General features: G+C 43.8%; 15 protein-coding genes and 1 other annotated feature. All 15 genes read right to left on the minus strand.

Going from position 1 to position 18,025, the window contains the following annotated elements:
- Positions 1 to 2 precede the first annotated feature (2 nt).
- The 15 genes from pyrF to H7992_RS17610 all read right to left on the minus strand — a co-directional run bounded on the left by pyrF (position 3) and on the right by H7992_RS17610 (position 18,011).
- A complete protein-coding gene (gene pyrF, locus H7992_RS17540; protein ID WP_187045437.1) occupies positions 3 to 713 on the minus strand; it encodes an orotidine-5'-phosphate decarboxylase in 711 nt (236 codons plus the stop codon).
- Positions 710 to 1,624 carry a dihydroorotate dehydrogenase gene (locus H7992_RS17545; RefSeq protein WP_067211409.1) on the minus strand — a complete coding sequence of 305 codons (915 nt, stop codon included), beginning with the start codon at positions 1,622 to 1,624 and terminating at the stop codon, positions 710 to 712. Before H7992_RS17545 ends, pyrF begins: the two co-directional genes overlap by 4 nt.
- Positions 1,621 to 2,397, minus strand: coding sequence for a dihydroorotate dehydrogenase electron transfer subunit (locus tag H7992_RS17550; protein WP_187045438.1), 777 nt, complete (start codon positions 2,395 to 2,397; stop codon positions 1,621 to 1,623). Before H7992_RS17550 ends, H7992_RS17545 begins: the two co-directional genes overlap by 4 nt.
- Positions 2,394 to 5,591 (minus strand): carbamoyl-phosphate synthase large subunit, encoded by a 3,198-nt coding sequence (carB, locus tag H7992_RS17555; RefSeq protein WP_067211414.1) that lies wholly within the window; start codon positions 5,589 to 5,591, stop codon positions 2,394 to 2,396. Before carB ends, H7992_RS17550 begins: the two co-directional genes overlap by 4 nt.
- Positions 5,584 to 6,684, minus strand: coding sequence for a carbamoyl phosphate synthase small subunit (locus tag H7992_RS17560; protein ID WP_187047941.1), 1,101 nt, complete (start codon positions 6,682 to 6,684; stop codon positions 5,584 to 5,586). The genes carB and H7992_RS17560 overlap by 8 nt, the downstream gene beginning before the upstream one ends.
- Complete coding sequence (locus H7992_RS17565; protein WP_187045439.1) at positions 6,684 to 7,961, minus strand: dihydroorotase; 1,278 nt, start codon at positions 7,959 to 7,961, stop codon at positions 6,684 to 6,686. Before H7992_RS17565 ends, H7992_RS17560 begins: the two co-directional genes overlap by 1 nt.
- A gap of 1 nt (position 7,962) precedes the next feature.
- Positions 7,963 to 8,841 (minus strand): aspartate carbamoyltransferase catalytic subunit, encoded by an 879-nt coding sequence (locus tag H7992_RS17570; protein ID WP_067211425.1) that lies wholly within the window; start codon positions 8,839 to 8,841, stop codon positions 7,963 to 7,965.
- 188 nt (positions 8,842 to 9,029) lie between these two features.
- Positions 9,030 to 10,316 (minus strand): uracil-xanthine permease family protein, encoded by a 1,287-nt coding sequence (locus tag H7992_RS17575; protein WP_067211428.1) that lies wholly within the window; start codon positions 10,314 to 10,316, stop codon positions 9,030 to 9,032.
- A gap of 83 nt (positions 10,317 to 10,399) precedes the next feature.
- Positions 10,400 to 10,942, minus strand: a complete 543-nt coding sequence (gene pyrR / locus H7992_RS17580) for a bifunctional pyr operon transcriptional regulator/uracil phosphoribosyltransferase PyrR (RefSeq protein WP_067211431.1) — start codon at positions 10,940 to 10,942, stop codon at positions 10,400 to 10,402.
- A gap of 429 nt (positions 10,943 to 11,371) precedes the next feature.
- A complete protein-coding gene (locus H7992_RS17585) occupies positions 11,372 to 12,298 on the minus strand; it encodes an RluA family pseudouridine synthase (RefSeq protein WP_067211434.1) in 927 nt (308 codons plus the stop codon).
- The gene (gene lspA, locus H7992_RS17590) at positions 12,298 to 12,774 is read right to left on the minus strand and encodes a signal peptidase II (protein ID WP_067211436.1); all 477 of its coding nucleotides are present in this window, start codon (positions 12,772 to 12,774) and stop codon (positions 12,298 to 12,300) included. The genes H7992_RS17585 and lspA overlap by 1 nt, the downstream gene beginning before the upstream one ends.
- A gap of 368 nt (positions 12,775 to 13,142) precedes the next feature.
- On the minus strand, positions 13,143 to 15,905 hold the full coding sequence (gene ileS / locus H7992_RS17595; RefSeq protein WP_187045440.1) for an isoleucine--tRNA ligase: 2,763 nt from the start codon (positions 15,903 to 15,905) through the stop codon (positions 13,143 to 13,145).
- 129 nt (positions 15,906 to 16,034) lie between these two features.
- Positions 16,035 to 16,252, minus strand: a binding site (T-box leader).
- A 52-nt stretch (positions 16,253 to 16,304) separates the two neighbouring features.
- On the minus strand, positions 16,305 to 16,814 hold the full coding sequence (locus H7992_RS17600) for a DivIVA domain-containing protein (protein ID WP_067211441.1): 510 nt from the start codon (positions 16,812 to 16,814) through the stop codon (positions 16,305 to 16,307).
- Positions 16,815 to 16,904: 90 nt separating this feature from the next.
- Positions 16,905 to 17,681, minus strand: coding sequence for a YlmH family RNA-binding protein (locus tag H7992_RS17605; RefSeq protein WP_187045441.1), 777 nt, complete (start codon positions 17,679 to 17,681; stop codon positions 16,905 to 16,907).
- 54 nt (positions 17,682 to 17,735) lie between these two features.
- Positions 17,736 to 18,011, minus strand: coding sequence for a YggT family protein (locus H7992_RS17610; RefSeq protein ID WP_187045442.1), 276 nt, complete (start codon positions 18,009 to 18,011; stop codon positions 17,736 to 17,738).
- Positions 18,012 to 18,025: the final 14 nt, after the last annotated feature.

Below are 18,025 nucleotides of genomic sequence, written 5' to 3' on the forward strand. Positions count from 1 at the left end.
TGTTATTCCGTCCCCTTCCAAAGTGCATGAATGTGTTCGTACGCTGCTCGCGGATCCGTTGCCCCCGTAATTGCTCGCCCGACTACGATATGTGTCGAACCTGCTAGACGCGCTTCTTCAGGTGTTGCAATCCGTTTTTGATCATGTGCTCCGCCATCTGCAAGGCGTATACCAGGTGTCACTTTGAAGAAGGGTTTTCCGCAAACATCTGCGATCGCAGTTGCTTCATGGACAGAACAAACGACACCATCAAGACCCGCTTCTTTCGTCAGCTTAGCATAATGAAGGACAGATTCTTGTAGCCCAACACCGATCAACTGCTCTTCACGAACTTGACGCTCGTCTGTAGACGTCAGTTGTGTAACACCGATGAGTGACGGCCGTGATAATCCGGTTGGTGTCCCTTTATCCAATCCTTCAAGAGCCGCCTCCATCATTGTCTTTCCTCCAGCTGCATGAACATTCACAAGGTCAACACCAAATCCCGCAAGCACTTCCATCGCAGATTTCACTGTGTTTGGAATATCATGCAATTTCAAATCTAGGAATACATCATAACCTTGTTCTTTTAACCGAGCCACAATCGCGGGCCCTGCTTTATAATAAAGTTGCATGCCCACTTTGACATTGACGTCTCCATCAAAAGCACGCAGGAAGTCGAATGTCTTTTCAGCCGAATCAAAATCGAGTGCTATAATCGGGGATGTTTTCATAGACGATGACTCCTCCCTATCAGTTCAGAAATATGATGAATGCCAAGCTCGTCCAACTTAGCTGGCAATTGTTCAATGATTTGCGGACAAATAAATGGATTGACGAAGTTCGCTGTTCCTACCGCGACAGCACTTGCACCCGCAGATATAAAGTCGATAATGTCAGCCGTTTCTGTCACGCCACCCATTCCAATAATCGGAATATTGACCGCTTTACTTACTTCATAGACCATCCGAATCGCAACTGGTTTAACAGCAGGACCAGACAAGCCGCCTGTCCCATTTGCAATAACGGGTCGGCCGGTTTTCTGATCAAGACGCATACCAATCAGTGTGTTTATCATCGTTATGCCATCTGCTCCGCCTGCTTCAACCGCCTGTGCAATTGCCACGATGTCAGTGACATTTGGAGATAGTTTGACATACACCGGAACTGAAGACACTTCTTTTACCGCTCTCGTCAGCTCTTTGGCGATTTCAGGATCTGTTCCAAAAGTAATGCCTCCCGCTTTGACGTTCGGACAAGAAATATTCAGCTCAAGTGCTTTAACATTTGGTGCTTGAGATACGGCTTTCGCCACTTCCACGTAGTCAGCTGTTTCTGTACCGGCAACGTTTGCAATAATTGGCACATCAAATTGTTCAAGCCAAGGCAACTCGCCTTCCAATACGCCTTTTAGACCCGGATTTTGCAGGCCGATTGCATTTAGCATACCGGATGCCGTTTCTGCAACACGCGGTGTCGGATTGCCGAGCCTCGTTTCAAGTGTTGTCGCTTTGATCATAATTGCGCCAAGCAGTGACAAATCATACAGTTGGCCATATTCTTTACCGAATCCGAAACAACCGGACGCAGGCATAATTGGGTTCTTTAATGATAAACCTGGTAATTCAATCGATAGTCTATTCATATTGCCACCACCCCTGCTGGGAATACTGGACCATCTGAGCATACTTTAATATAGGCTTTTTCCGATCCTTCCGTTGTTTGACAAACACATGCGAAACAAGCGCCAATACCGCAACCCATCCGTTGTTCGAATGACAGAAAGCCTTTTTTCCCTGCGTACATTTTTTCAATCGCTTCAAGCATAGGCATTGGACCGCAGCTGTAATACGTTGCAAAGTCATTGCCAAGTTCCGCCATGACAGTAGTCACGAAACCTGCCGTTCCTTGTGAACCGTCAACAGTTACGATATGTGTTTCACCGAGTTTACTGAACTCTTCTTCGTAAAACACGACATCCTTTGATTGGAATCCTAAGACATGCGTGCATTTCACGCCCTTCGCCGTCAATTGCTTCGACAGCTCATACAATGGTGGTACACCGATTCCTCCGCCAATTAAAATGGCCGTTTCTCCAGTTGCCGTTTCTTCAACAGGAAAACCATTCCCTAGCGGACCAAGTACATCAACTTCATCGCCCGCACGTTTCTGTGAAAGGATGGTAGTCCCCCGACCTTCCGCGCGATAAATAATGGTCATTTCGCCAGCCTCTTGATCAATCGAAGCGATTGAAATTGGACGTCTTAATAGTGGTTCAAACGAGTCTGACACACGAATATGGACAAACTGGCCTGGGGAAGTAATTTCCCCGACCAATTTACCGTTTAACTTCATTTCGAAAATATTATGGGCAATTTGCTGTTGTGAAGTAACCGTCATTCGATCTTGGATGATCATATAGTTTCCTCCACTTTCCCCATTTCCTCAGTTTGGAATGTCATTGATTCGATAACGCGTAGCATTGCATCTGCCGTATCAAGTGAAGTGAAGCAAGGAATGCCATTTTCAACTGATTCGCGACGAATTCTAAAGCCATCACGTTCAGGTTGTTTTCCTTTTGTCAGTGTATTGATAACAATTTGTGCTTCCCCTTTTTGAATAACATCCAGAAGTGTTGGACCTTCAGAACCAATTTTACCGATTGTCTTCACGCGGATACCTGCGTCCTCTAGAACAGAAGCCGTGCCTCCAGTCGCTAAAATTCGGTAACCAATAGCTGTAAAGCGTTTAGCGATGCTGACCATCTCTTCTTTATCCTTGTCAGAAACAGTCATTATCACAGAACCGTATTCTTTTATTTCCATACCCGCTGCAACAAGGCCTTTATACAATGCTTTTTCGAGCGTAGTATCTTTTCCCATTACTTCTCCTGTCGATTTCATTTCAGGTCCAAGCGTTATATCTACTCGACGCAATTTCGCAAATGAGAAGACTGGTACTTTAACGTAGACGCCTGATGGTGCCTGAGCAAGTCCATTTTTATACCCTTGTTCGATAATTGATTGACCTAGAATGGCTTTTGTCGCAATGTTTGCCATCGGAATGTTCGTGATTTTACTTAAGAATGGAACCGTACGACTTGATCGTGGATTTACTTCGATGACGTAGACTTGCCCTTCTGAGATGACGAACTGGATATTGAGAAGACCTACAATTCCAAGTCCTTTTGCAAGGCGTGTCGTATAATCAGCGATTGTCTCCATCTGAGAAGCCGATAAATTTTGTGGAGGGAACACGGCAATCGAGTCACCCGAGTGAACGCCTGCACGTTCAATATGTTCCATAATGCCTGGGATCAATACATTTTCTCCATCGCATATGCCATCGACTTCGATTTCAGTTCCTGTCAGGTAGCGATCGACAAGTATAGGATGATCTGGGCTTGCTTCAACTGCGTGCTCCATGTAATAAAGAAGTTCTTCTTCATGGTAGACAATTTCCATCGCACGTCCACCAAGTACATAAGAAGGTCTAACGAGTACAGGATAACCGATTTCATTGGCAATCGCGACAGCTTCTGGTACTGAAACAGCTGTTTTTCCTAAAGGCTGAGGAATTCCGATTTCACGCAATGCACTTTCAAACTTATTACGGTTTTCCGCACGGTCAATATCTTCTAGAGATGTTCCTAAAATTTTCACGCCGCGCGCTTCGAGGCCAGCCGCTAGGTTGATGGCTGTTTGTCCACCGAATTGAACGATAACGCCTTCAGGCTGTTCTAGGTCAACAATGTGCATAACATCTTCGATTGTCAGAGGTTCAAAGTATAATTTGTCCGAAATCGAGAAGTCTGTTGACACCGTTTCAGGGTTGTTGTTGATGATGATCGCTTCGTAACCAGCTTCTTGAATTGCCCATACAGAGTGGACCGTCGCATAGTCGAACTCGACGCCCTGTCCGATACGAATCGGGCCAGAACCTAGAACGATAACACTTTTCTTCTCTGTTTTAATGGATTCATTTTCATCTTCATACGTGCCGTAAAAGTACGGTGTATCCGATTCAAATTCGCCTGCACATGTATCCACCTTTTTATAGACTGGAATAAGGCCATGCTCTTTTCGCCAATCGTAAATCACACGCTCATCTGTACTCCATAGTTCTGCAACTGTTACGTCAGAGAAGCCCATACGTTTTGCAGTGCGCAACGTTTCATAGTCAAACGGATTCGCTTTTAAGACTAGTTCAAACTGAACGATTTTCTGGAACTTGCGTAAGAAAAAGGCGTCGATTTGACTCCATTCGTGAATCGTCTCAACTGTCGCGCCTCTACGGAATGCTTCGCCGATGAAGAACAAACGCTCATCGCCTGCACGACGGATACGTTTTTCAATCCATTCGTCTGTCATTGTCGAACCATTTTTCAACGATAAGCCAAATTGTCCTGTTTCAAGTGAGCGAACTGCTTTCAAAATGGACTCTTCAAATGTACGACCGATTGCCATTACTTCGCCTGTCGCTTTCATTTGTGTACCCAAGTTCCGTTTAGCAGATTCGAATTTATCAAATGGCCAGCGCGGGATTTTCGTCACGATGTAATCGAGTGTCGGTTCGAAACAAGCATATGTTGTACCTGTGACCGGGTTCATCATTTCATCAAGCGTGAGTCCGACCGCTATTTTTGCAGCGATTTTTGCAATTGGATATCCCGTCGCTTTCGACGCAAGTGCAGATGACCGACTCACACGTGGATTCACTTCAATGATGTAATAGTTAAAGCTGTATGGATCGAGCGCAAGTTGGACATTACATCCGCCTTCGATTTTCAGTGCACGAACAATTTTCAATGACACATTCCTCAGCATCTGATTTTCTCGGTCTGTCATCGTTTGACATGGGGCCGCGACGATTGAATCACCTGTATGGATTCCAACAGCATCAACGTTTTCCATATTACAAACTATAATTGCGTTGTCCGCTGAATCTCGTATCACTTCATATTCAATTTCCTTGTAGCCAGCAATCGACTTTTCTAACAGACATTGTGTGACGGGGCTGTATTTCAAGCCACCTGTGACGATTTCATCAAGGTCTTTATCGTTATAGCAAATTCCTCCGCCAGTTCCACCCATTGTAAATGCAGGACGAACGATAACTGGGTAACCGATTCTTTCGACAAGTGTATAGGCCTCTTCAAGGTTGTGGATAATATCGCTATCTGGAACAGGTTCACCTAGTTCATTCATCAGCGTGCGAAATAGGTCACGGTCTTCCGCTTGGTGAATTGCATTGAGCTTTGTTCCAAGAATTTCAACGCCAAGTTCATCCAAAATACCTGATTCGTGCAGTTCAATCGCCATGTTCAGACCCGTTTGACCACCCAGTGTAGGAAGAAGTGCATCCGGGCGCTCTTTTCGGATAATGCGGCTAATAAACTCAAGTGTAAGTGGTTCAATGTATACTTTGTCTGCAATTTCCGTATCCGTCATAATGGTTGCTGGGTTGGAGTTAATGAGAATGACGCGATAGCCTTCTTCTCTCAACGAAAGACACGCTTGTGTTCCGGCATAGTCGAACTCTGCCGCCTGGCCAATGACAATCGGGCCTGACCCGATAACTAATATAGTTTCAATATCTGTACGTTTAGGCATTGAAATTCCCCTCTCGGCTGCTTGTTTTCATTATATCCATGAATCGGTCAAACAGATGTTTCGAATCTTCTGGTCCTGGTGATGCTTCCGGATGAAACTGTACGGAAAACGCTTCGTATTTCGTGCTTTTCACACCTTCAACTGAGCCGTCATTAAGTGCTTTGTGTGTCACTTCAAGATTTGTACCTGCAAGTGATTCTTCATCTACTGAGTAGCCATGGCATTGTGAAGTTAATTCCGTCCTACCTGTAGCCAAATCTTTTACGGGATGATTGCCACCCATATGACTATTTTTCAATTTCACTGTGCGTGCTCCACAAGCAAGGGCAAACAGCTGATGGCCAAGCCCTATCCCGAACATTGGGGCTTTTCCTAGCAACTCTTTAATCACTTCAACTGTACCTTCAACATCCATCGGATTGCCCGGTCCATTTGACAACACAATGCCATCTGGTGATAAAGAAAGAATTTCTTTCGTTGTTGTATTATATGGAACGACAATAACGTCACAATCTCTCTCATTTAATTCACGTAAAATACCATGTTTCATACCATAGTCGATAAGGATGATTCGCTCTCCGCGACCTGGACTTGGATAAGGTTTTTGTGTCGAAACGCGTGCAACAAGATCTGTCGGTAAGACGTAAGAAGCGACATGCGCAACCGTTTCTTGCACGTTTACTTCTTCTCCTGCAGAAGTCAAAATCCCTTTTAGTGCCCCTTTGTCGCGTAGCAACCGTGTTAGTTTACGTGTATCGATTCCTTGAATTCCAGGAATGCCCTTCATCGTCAACAGTTCGCAAAGCGTCATGCCGCTTCGGAAGTTCGATGGCTCGTCCGCTAGTTCACGAACGACTAAGCCGCTTGCTGCTGGTTCAATTGATTCGTAATCGTCTCGGTTAATGCCATAGTTACCGATAAGCGGGTAGGTCATCACAATGATTTGTCCAGCTCCCGAAGGATTGGAAATGGTTTCCTGATAGCCCGTCATCCCAGTTGTGAATACTGTTTCACCGATTGAAGCCTCGTCGGAACCAAAAGCGATTCCTTCAAAAATTGTGCCGTCTTCTAAAATAAGCATTCTTTTTTTCATCATTGTCCATCCTCCCAAACTACTTTTCCACTGAAAATCGTTTTAACTGGCCATCCTGTGCATGTCAAACCGTCAAATGGTGTGTTCTTACCTTTAGATACAAATGTTGTGCGATCTATTTTTGCTTCTTTGTTCAAATCAAGTAATACTAAATCCGCAGTGGCTCCAACTTCAATTTTACCGTATGGTAAGCCGAATACATCCGCTGGTTTTTTCGTCATCCAATCGATGAGCTGCTGCAATGTCCATGTTCCTTTTTTAACAAAGTTCGTATAAAGGAGTGGGAACGCTGTTTCAAAACCAGTAATGCCGAATGGTGCTTTTGCAAAACCGACTGCTTTCTCTTCCGCAGTATGCGGTGCGTGATCTGTTGCTATGAAATCCAGTGTGCCGTCGAGCAATCCTTCGCGTAGTGCTGCGAGATCTTCTGTTCCGCGAAGTGGCGGATTCATTTTCCAATCGGCATCATCGCCTGGAATATCATCTTCCGACAGTAGAAGATGATGCGGACTTACTTCAGCAGTCACATGGACCCCCGCTTTCTTCGCGTCACGGATTACTCGAACCGACTCTTTCGTGCTGACGTGGCAAACATGATAATGAGCGCCTGCCGCTTCAGCTAATAAAATATCCCGAGCGATATGGACCGATTCTGCTATAGAAGGAATTCCTGGAAGTCCCAGTTCCTTATTACGTTTGCCTTCATGCATAGCACCACCGTAGATAAGCGTATTATCTTCACAGTGTGCAACAATCGGCATACCGATTTTAGCTGCTTCCTGCATCGCTTCGTACATCATTCCAGCCTGTTGTATACCAACACCATCATCCGTAAATGCGAAAGCTCCGTGTTCTTTTAGTTCTGCGAGATTCGTCCGTTCTTTACCGGCTTCCCGAATTGTAATAGATGCGTATGGAAGGACACGGATTAAGGACTTCTGTGCGATTAAGTCATTGACAAATGTCAGATTTTCTTTTGTATCCGGTACAGGCCGTGTATTTGGCATTGCACAGATAGTTGTGTAACCGCCTTTTGCTGCTGCCAATGTTCCGCTTTCGATTGTCTCTTTATGCTCTCCGCCCGGTTCACGAAGATGCACGTGGACATCTATGAAGCCGGGTGCTAGTAAAAGTCCTTTGCCGTCGATTACTTCAGCGTGTTCTACTGGTAACTGCTTACCGATTTCCGTAATTTTATCACCCGTTACTTTTACATCTGCTGTGACAAGTTCCCCGTCACCGTTTAGCATCTGAACCCCTTGAATAAGTTTCTGCATGTCAATTCCTCCCTTTCAATACTGCTTCTAATACGGCCATCCGTATGTATACACCATTTTCCATTTGTTTGAAAATCCGTGATTTCGGACATTCGATTAAGGTATCTGCTATTTCCACACCTCGGTTAAATGGTCCGGGATGCATGATGATTGCATTTTCTTTCATTAGCTGCTCGCGGGCTTCTGTCAGGCCGTATCTTTCATGATAACTTTCACCAGCAAAGTTTATTTCTGCCTCATGTCTTTCATGTTGAACCCGTAGCAGCATAACCACATCACTGTTTTTAATCACTTCATCCCACGAATCCACACTGTTGAATTCGCCTGCCCATTCAGCCGGGCAAAGGAATGTCACGTTTGCGCCAAGCTTCGTCAGAGCATCGGCATTGGACCGTGCAACTCGGCTATGTGTGATATCCCCTGTAATCAGTACGTTCAATCCTTGAAATGAACCAAACTCTTCTTTAATTGTGAATAAATCCAGCAGTGATTGAGTCGGATGCTGACCTGAACCGTCTCCTCCATTAATGATAGAAACTGACGTTCTACCAATCAACTGCTCATAGTAACCATCTTCGGGATGACGGATAACAAGTGCATCGACACCTATTGCTTCGAGCGTTTTGACTGTGTCATAAAGCGTTTCTCCTTTTAATGTACTAGAGAAGCTGGATTCGAATGGTAATACATCAAGTCCGAGTTTCCGTTGTGCCATTTCAAAACTCATTTTCGTTCGTGTACTCGGTTCAAAAAATAAGTTACTGACACTATATTTCCCGGGCAATTCTCGGACTCCACGTTTTTTGAATGTATCAGCACGATCAAGGATTGCCATAATTTCTTCTTCAGTCAGGTGTTTCATCGAAACAAGATGCTGCATCTGGTTTGTCCTCCTTTTATTGAAAAGCTTAATGGCCTGGGTGCTGAAGCCTAGACATATTGAAAAACGAGCCTTCCCGATAAACGGAAAGGCTCGTTAGGTATGACAATCCAAACCCTACACTTATTGTGCAGAATGGGTGTCAAACGAACCTTTCCCTGACTCTCGGAACAGTGTTAAAAGGTTTTCTATTCTTTTTCGTCAACTAGACTTTCATTTGTTCTCCCCGGCAGGACCAAGTTGAGTATCACACCGATAATTGCCGCTAGGGCCATTCCTTCAATTTGGAAAGTATCACTAAATTCGATGCTCGCCCCCCCGATTCCAATGACTAGAATGACTGAGGCGATGACAAGATTACGCTGGCTGCCAAAATCAATTTTGTGATCCACGAGCATGCGCAAGCCAGATGAAGCAATAATTCCGAACAAGAGAATTGAAACCCCGCCGAGCACTGCCGTCGGAATCGTCGCAATCAATGCCATCACTTTTCCTAAGAAGGAGAAGGCTATGGCGAAAACAGCAGCTCCTAAAATGACATAGACACTGTAAACTCGAGTAAGCGCAAGAACACCGATATTTTCACCGTATGTCGTTTTAGGTGGACCTCCTACAAGACCACTTATGAGTGTTCCAAGTCCATCACCTAGTAATGAGCGGTTCAATCCTGGATTTTTTATGTAATCTCTTCCAACGATTCGTCCAAGGACAAGTTGATGGCCGATATGCTCCGATATTGTGACAATTGCTATTGGCACCATAAGAAAGAGCAGTGTAGGTGTAATGACGAAATCATAATCCACACCTGGAATTAACATTTCCGGAAATTCAAACCACTTTGCTTCCATAACTTTTGTAAAATCTAAGATCCCGATGAAAGCCGAGTAAATGTAACCGACGATGATGCCGATTAGGATTGGCATTAAGCTAATGATTCCCTTGAAAAACATGAGGCAGATGATAGCAGCTGCTAGCGTAACAAGTGCAGCCGAGAAATGAAGCAGGTTATATACCTTTTCATCTCCAACTTGGATGGTACTTGCCATGCTGATTGCAGTTGGTGAAAGTGCCAGTCCAATTACGATGATGACAGGCGCTACAACAATCGGTGGCAAAACTTTCATGATCCAATTGTAGCCCGTTTTCCAAATGAGCAATGAAATAATTCCGTAGACAAGTGCCACAAACATGCTTCCTATCATCGCACTGCCAATTCCACCCGTTTGAGTTGCGACTTGTATCGGGATAATGAAGGCGAAAGATGAGCCTAAGTACGCCGGCACTTGGAATCGTGTAACAAGGATAAAGACGATTGTTGCAATACCACTTGTCAGAAGGGCGATTGCCGGACTTAATCCGACGAGCTGAGGTACTAATATTGTTGCTCCAAACATGGCAAACATATGTTGTAAACTAAGGATAATCCACCTAGCTGGTGCCGGTTTTTCATGCACATCTAACACTTTTTCATCCATTGCCAATACCCCCGTGCGGATTACTTTATTTTGTATTCATATTATGTTGAGATAAAGAATCCCCTTATAAGGCACCTTCGCTACTATTTAGAATGAATCGACACGCTATCTTTGCCATCTGTTTCTTCTACACTCACGACGACTCGCTCATCACTTGAAGTTGGGATGTTTTTACCGACGAAGTCTGGTCGTATTGGCAATTCACGGTGACCACGGTCAACAAGTACTGCTAGTTGGATTGATGCTGGTCTTCCAAGGTCCATAACTGCATCCATCGCTGCCCGAACTGTTCTACCTGTATAGAGAACGTCGTCTACCAAAATTACTTTCATATCTGTCACGTCATGCTTGATGTCTACCTGCTGAACAAGCGGTTCATTGTTACTATGTTTCAACGTGAGGTCATCCCTATATAGTGTGATATCAAGTTCACCGGCTTTAATCGGTTTTCCTTCGATAAGTTCAATCTTTTCAGCAAGTCTTTTCGCTAAGAAAGCACCGCGTGTTTTGATGCCGACAAGAATACAAGCGTCAATTCCTTTGTTGCGTTCAATTATTTCGTGTGCAATTCGGGTAACCGCCCTGCCAATTGCCTGTTCATCTAGAATATTTGCTTTTTCCGTCATTTCAACATCCTCCATTTCCTTGTTTACTTCTGTCTTTCGGTCAAATGCCTTCCAGGAGCCGATTAGCTTGGATATTCTCCTATATGAAAAGCGTAAGGCGCCGTCAAGTGAACACAGCCTAAGGTCGCCACATCGTGTGGCAACGTCTGCGTGACCTACATCCTGTAGGCCCGCGACAGGCATAAGGCGGATCGGCGAAGCGGCGTTCTTTGCCGTGTAGCTGGTCTGACTTATGACCCGAGAGTCTGGCGCCTGTTGCTAGACATAAAAAACCCTCCCGGCCTAGGATGGCGGGAGGGTATACGTGCAGAAATAAATGTACATAGAAACTGCGCGCAGCAGTTTGACTGTACTTCCGTGCAACCTTCCCAGCCTCTCTGGACTGATGTTAAAGGTATCGCTATTCAATTGCTTCGTTCAGTATACAATTTACTCTTCTGTTTTGTCAACGCTTTTCCTAACTTCATCAACCAAGTCTTTAAAGTCTTCAGGTAGAGGACTGTTGAATTCCAAGTACTCACCTGTTACGGGATGATCAAAACCGAGCGTACCTGCATGCAATACTTGTCCATTAAATTGAAGTGTTTTTTTCGGTCCATATTTCGGATCTCCAACAAGTGGATAACCAATATATTTCATATGCACCCGAATTTGATGCGTTCTGCCTGTTTCTAATCTGCATTCGACAAGCGTATAATCCCCGAACCGTTCGATTACTTTGAAGTGCGTTACCGCATGCCTTCCTTTATCAACGATAGCCATATTTTGTCGTTCCCGTTGATCACGGCCGATTGGCGCGTCAATTGTTCCATTATCATGTGGTATATGGCCATGGACAAGTGCAGTATAAACACGCGTTACTGACCTGTTCACAAGCTGGTCTACTAACGATACATGTGCCTTATCATTTTTCGCGACCATCAAAAGCCCTGACGTATCTTTATCAATACGATGGACAATCCCTGGGCGCACCACTCCGTTAATACCTGAAAGGTCCGTGCAGTGGTGCATAAGACCATTTACGACCGTTCCTGATGGATGACCTGGCGCAGGATGAACAACCATGCCACGCGCTTTATTGACAACGAGTACGTCCTTATCTTCATAGACGATATCGAGATTTAATTCCTCAGCAACCATGTCAAGCACTTCCAGTTCAGGTTCTTCCACCGTCACTATATCTCCCAGTCTTACTTTATAATTAGGTTTCACTTGAATTCCGCTTACTAGAACAAGGCTGTCTTTCAGCCATGATTGAATTTGCGTACGTGACCATTCAGGATTGACTGCAGACAAAGCTTTGTCTATTCGGCTTCCTTTGTGTTCTTCAGTTATTTCAATTTCTATTTTTTCCATTACGACACCTTTTTCTTGTTCTTTTTTTCATCCATAATAATATGAATGATGATCATAATCACACCGACCGTTAACGCTGCATCTGCAACATTAAAGATTGGAAAATCGTAGTTGATAACCGGGATTGTGACATCGACAAAATCGACAACTTCCTTGCGCCACAGACGATCGATAAAATTACCAATCGCACCACCAAGAAGAAACATTAAACTGAATCCAAAGAGCGGTTGCCCTTTCGCTTCTTTATGGAAGAAATAAATAATACCAATTGCAACGGCAACTGTGACAATATAAAATAACCACATTTGTCCTTCAAGCATACCCCAAGCGGCTCCCTTGTTGCGATGAGAAAGAAGCCCTAAATAAGGATCTGCAATGCTAATTTTTTCGCCGAGCTCCATGTTTTTAACGACTAGCCATTTCGTAAACTGATCCAAAATAATGACGAATGCCGCTAATCCGTAATAAATGAACAATCCAAATACCCCCGTCCGACAGATTACGTTCCATTTTACCACATCGACACCTATATGAGCGCGTTTCAACGCTAAATGAGTAATATAAGAAAAGCGCAAGGCGCCGTTTAGCCCCGACAAGCGCTGGAAGTCTTGATGATAAAGGCGTACTATGCCTTTTCAGCAAGAATGAAGCGAAAGGAAGGCAGTCTAAAGTCGCGACTTCCTGTCGCAAAGACTGCATGACCCCCTTCGTGGGGGCCTAGGGGCTGGCGTCTGGAGTCTAGACACAGATCCATGTAAAAAAACTTATGCTTTCTTACCTTTTAAAAAGCCGCTGCAACCAGTCTTATATAAAGACAGCAGCAGCGGCTTACAGTTTGATAATTTTACGAATAATGCACTTTTACAACTTCTGCACAACGTGTACATAGTGTAGGATGTGTTTCGTCTGAGCCGATTGTTTCAGAAATCGTCCAGCAACGCTCACATTTTTCGCCATCTGCATTTTCAACAAGAACACTTACAGCATCCAGTTTCAAAGTACCTTCCGGCATGTTAGCGATATCTCCTTCAGCAAACTTCGATACGATAAAGAATTGTGCGAAGTCAATATCATCCGCTGCGAATACATCTGCCAGTTTTTCAGGGACAGCAACCGTTACTTTCGCTTCAAGCGATTTCCCGATAATTTTACTATTACGCGCTTCTTCCAGTGCCTTCAAAACATCGTCACGAACAAGCATCAATGTTGCGAAACGCTCACGCAATGCCTGTGCTTCTTGTCCAAGATCTTGTGCTTCTGGCATATCCGTCAGCTGAATACTTTCTTCGGTCTTGTGCTCGATAAATGCCCACATTTCATCTGTCGTATGCGGCACAATAGGTGTTAACAATTTCAACAGCGTAATCAGCGTTTCATACATCACTGTTTGCATCGCACGACGATGTGGATGATCTGCACCTTCGATGTAAACAACGTCTTTGGCGATATCTAGGTAGAACGAGCTTAATTCACCTGTACAGAAGTTATTCACCGCATGATAAACACCAGCGAATTCGTAGTTTTCATAAGCTTCACGCACTTCTTTGATCAAATCCTGTAGTCTCACATAGACAAATTTGTCTACTGTACGAAGATTTTCAAATGCCACAGCATCTGTAGCCGGATTGAAATCTGATGTATTGCCGTGTAGGAAACGCAGTGTGTTACGAATTTTTCTATATACTTCAGAAACTTGCTTGAAGTTAGAATCAGAAACCCGTACATCCGCTGTGTAATCAACAGATGATACCCACAGGCGAAGAATGTCTGCACCAAGCTGGTTCATTACTTTTGCGGGAATGATTACGTTCCCGATTGATTTACTCATTTTACGTCCTTCTCCGTCAAGAGTGAAACCATGGCTTAGCAAGCCTTTATATGGTGCATGGCCATTGATGGCAACACTTGTCGTGAGTGATGAGTTAAACCATCCACGGTATTGGTCAGATCCTTCAAGATACAGGTCCGCCGGGTAAACGAGATCATCCCGTTCTACTAGCACACCTTGGTGTGTTGAGCCTGAATCGAACCAAACGTCCATGATGTCCGTCTCTTTTGTAAACTCTCCGTTCGGACTGCCTTCGTGGGTGAAACCTTCTGGCAGTAAATCTTTTGCTTCTCGTTCGAACCAGACATTCGATCCGTTTTCACGGAACAATTCCGAAACGTTGGCAATTGTTTCATCTGTAATGATTGGTTCACCGTTTTCAGCGTAAAACACTGGAATTGGAACCCCCCATACACGCTGACGTGAAATACACCAGTCACCACGGTCGCGAACCATGTTATACAATCTTGTTTCGCCCCATGAAGGTGTGAATTTCGTCTTTTTAATAGCATCAAGTAATTCCGTACGGAACGACTCAATTGAAGCAAACCATTGTGCAGTCGCGCGGTAAATAACCGGTTTTTTCGTGCGCCAATCATGTGGATACGAGTGAGTGATGAATGATAATTTCTTAAGCGCGCCCACTTTGTCGAGTGCCTCTGTAACTGCTTTATTTGCATCTTCATAAAACAGACCTTCGAAGCCTGGCGCTTCATCAGTCATAACACCGCGATCATCGATAGGAGAAAGAGCATCAATACCATATGATTTAGACACGTAGAAGTCATCTTCCCCGTGGCCTGGAGCTGTATGGACACATCCAGTACCCGCTTCGGCTGTAACATGATCACCGAGCATAACAAGCGAATCGCGGTCATACAATGGGTGCTTCGCAACAACACGGTCGAGTTCAGAACCTTTCAGTTCACGCTCAACAACATGGTCTTCCCAACCAAGTTCTTCTGCGACAAACGTAAGTAAATCTTTAGCGATAAGGAATTTCTCTTCTCCCGCTTTAACAATAACGTATTCAAATTCCGGATGGACAGAAATCCCAAGGTTTGCAGGAATCGTCCATGGAGTTGTCGTCCAGATTAAGAAGTTAACATCTTCATCAATTACGCCAAGTCCATCTTTCACAGGGAAACTAACATAGATAGATGGTGATTTCTTATCCTGGTACTCGATTTCCGCCTCAGCAAGTGCAGATTCACTTGATGGTGACCAATAAACTGGTTTCAATCCTTTATAGATATATCCTTTTTTAGCCATTTCACCAAACACTTGAATTTGACGCGCCTCAAAAGCTGGTTTTAGCGTGATATATGGATTATCCCAATCGCCACGTACACCAATCCGTTTGAACTGGCTACGCTGATTGTCAATCTGACCAAGCGCATATTCCTCACACATTTTTCGGAATTCTGCTACTGACATTTCTTTTCTTTTTACGCCTTTGTTCACTAATGCCTGTTCAATCGGCAGTCCATGTGTATCCCAGCCTGGAACGTATGGCGCGTGGAAACCTGTCATTGATTTGTGGCGGACAATCATATCTTTCAATACTTTGTTCATGGCGTGACCCATATGAAGATCACCATTCGCATATGGAGGACCATCGTGTAATACGAAGAACGGGCGACCCGCAGTTCGTTCCTGTACTTTTTTATAAATGTCCATCTCTGCCCATTTTTCTTGCAGTAATGGCTCTTTGTTAGGTAAGTTACCTCTCATCGGGAATTCTGTTTTCGGCATAAGTAATGTATCTTTGTACTCCATGTTTTTTCCTCCTTTAAAATAGAAAAGCGCAAAAGGATCGCAGCCTTCGCCACGTCCTGTGGCAAAGACCCCATACCTACATCCTGTAGACACAAGGCACAGGCAAAAATAAAAAAATCCCCACCCCTAAAAAGGGACGAAGAATTATTCTCGCGTTACCACCCTACTTGTAGCAAACGAATTTGCTACCACTCAGACACCATAACGGGGTGTTTCCGGGATCACGTAAATCATTCCGCAATCCGGCTCGAGAGTGATTTTCATTTCCAATCCGTTGACCGGGCTTCCACCGCCCCCGGCTCGCTATTCTCAGATTTGGAAGGTACTTTCTCTTTCAACGCCTGTTCTAAATATATGCCTATAAGTATATGTGTGAATTAAGACTAAAGTCAAGTTTCCTTATGAATCCAGGTCGGCTGCCATTTCTAAACGTTCCGCATCGATTTCGTACTCAAGTAAAACGTCCCAATCATCTGACTGAATCAGATCAAGTTGCGCTTCAATGAGCATTTTGAAACGTGTACGGAAAACCTTGGACTGTTTCTTAAGATCTTCAATTTCCACAGAAATTCTACGCGCGCGGGAAAGTGCCTCATTGACAATTCGATCCGCATTTTTTTCTGCTTCCTTGACAATCAATTTCGATTCTTTCATAGAGTTGCGACGAACGTCTTCCGCAGCTTCCTGAGCGATAAGAATCGATTTTTGTAGCGTTTGCTCGATTGAGTTAAAATGGGAGACCTGTTCTTCTGATTGTTTCAAATTGCTTTTCAATGTTTTGTTTTCTTCAAGTATATTTTCAAAATCTTTCATGATTTGTTCCAAAAACTCATTTACTTCATCTTCATCATATCCACGAAACTTATTGGCAAATTCTTTATTATGTATATCAAGTGGTGATAAAGCCATTTAAAGCATCTCCCCTTTAACTTATTCATTCTCTATTATACATGTTAAGGCATCAGATAACAGTTCTTTTTCAAACTATTATCTGACAAGTCATTCTAATTTCCCAACAATTAGCCGAATCTTATCTTTACGCGTTCTTCCTTCAATTGCGATCACTTTAAAACGGCCAGAACCTCTAATTGATATCATATCTGACTCTTGAAGTTCAAATGCAGGCTGATCTCTAACAGCCCAATTCACTTTCACTTTTTCCCCATGCACAAGCGTCGCCGCTTTTTGGCGTGGAATAGTTACTAATGCCGCTGTTACTACGTCGAGTCGTAATGAACTAACGATATGCATTTCTTCTGTCCATGTATCTGTCGTGACTATCCAGTCTTCCGGACGATTACTTTCTTCAACCGTCACTTTCGCTTTCCCAATCGATAAAAAATTAGCCGTCATATAATCCTTTAACTCATCTGCGACTGCAAACTGGACTTGATCATCAACCACTCGGATGTCCCCGAATTTCGAACGGTCAATGCCTAATGACATCATCGAGCCCAGGATGTCCTTGTGATCAAGTTTCAAAAACTTAGAAGCATACTTCACATCAAAAATAGCTATTCGATAATCGACTGGTTCTGGTACATAATAATCTGGATAGATAAGAACTCTTCGTCTTTCCGCTTCCGGAAAAGCTCCGTACAATCCGACCAATAGCATCGAACTGCCCGCAAGAGATTCTACAATGCGCTGCTGCCTAGGATCCAAGAATCCTGTTAGTTTTGGTGAATAAGTATCTTCCACTTCACGTATCCAGCCAATCGCCATTTCGATGAAAGGCTGTTCATCTTTTCTGAAATGCTGCAGTATAGTTTCCATTTCTCCGGCTCCTTATAGAAAAATCCTCACATAAGTGAGGACGACGTAATCATTTTATAACAACATCAAAAATATTGCTGTAACGCCATCAGAGATAAACCTTAACGCAAATATACCAACGATTGGTGATATATCAATCATTCCAAGAGGTGGAATGAATTTTCTGAAAAACCCTAAATAAGGCTCGGTAATCTTCCCAAGTATTATACCAAACTTAGTCTCACGAGAAGCAGGTATCCATGACATTAGTATATAGATAATAAGAAGTATTGAGTAAATCGATATTGCTCCTGTTATTCCTTGATAAATTAACCCTAAAATATTTTCCATTCTGTTGGTACACC

Origin of the sequence: Sporosarcina sp. resist (assembly GCF_014302295.1) — a bacterium.
Classification (GTDB): Bacteria; Bacillota; Bacilli; order Bacillales_A; family Planococcaceae; genus Sporosarcina; species Sporosarcina psychrophila.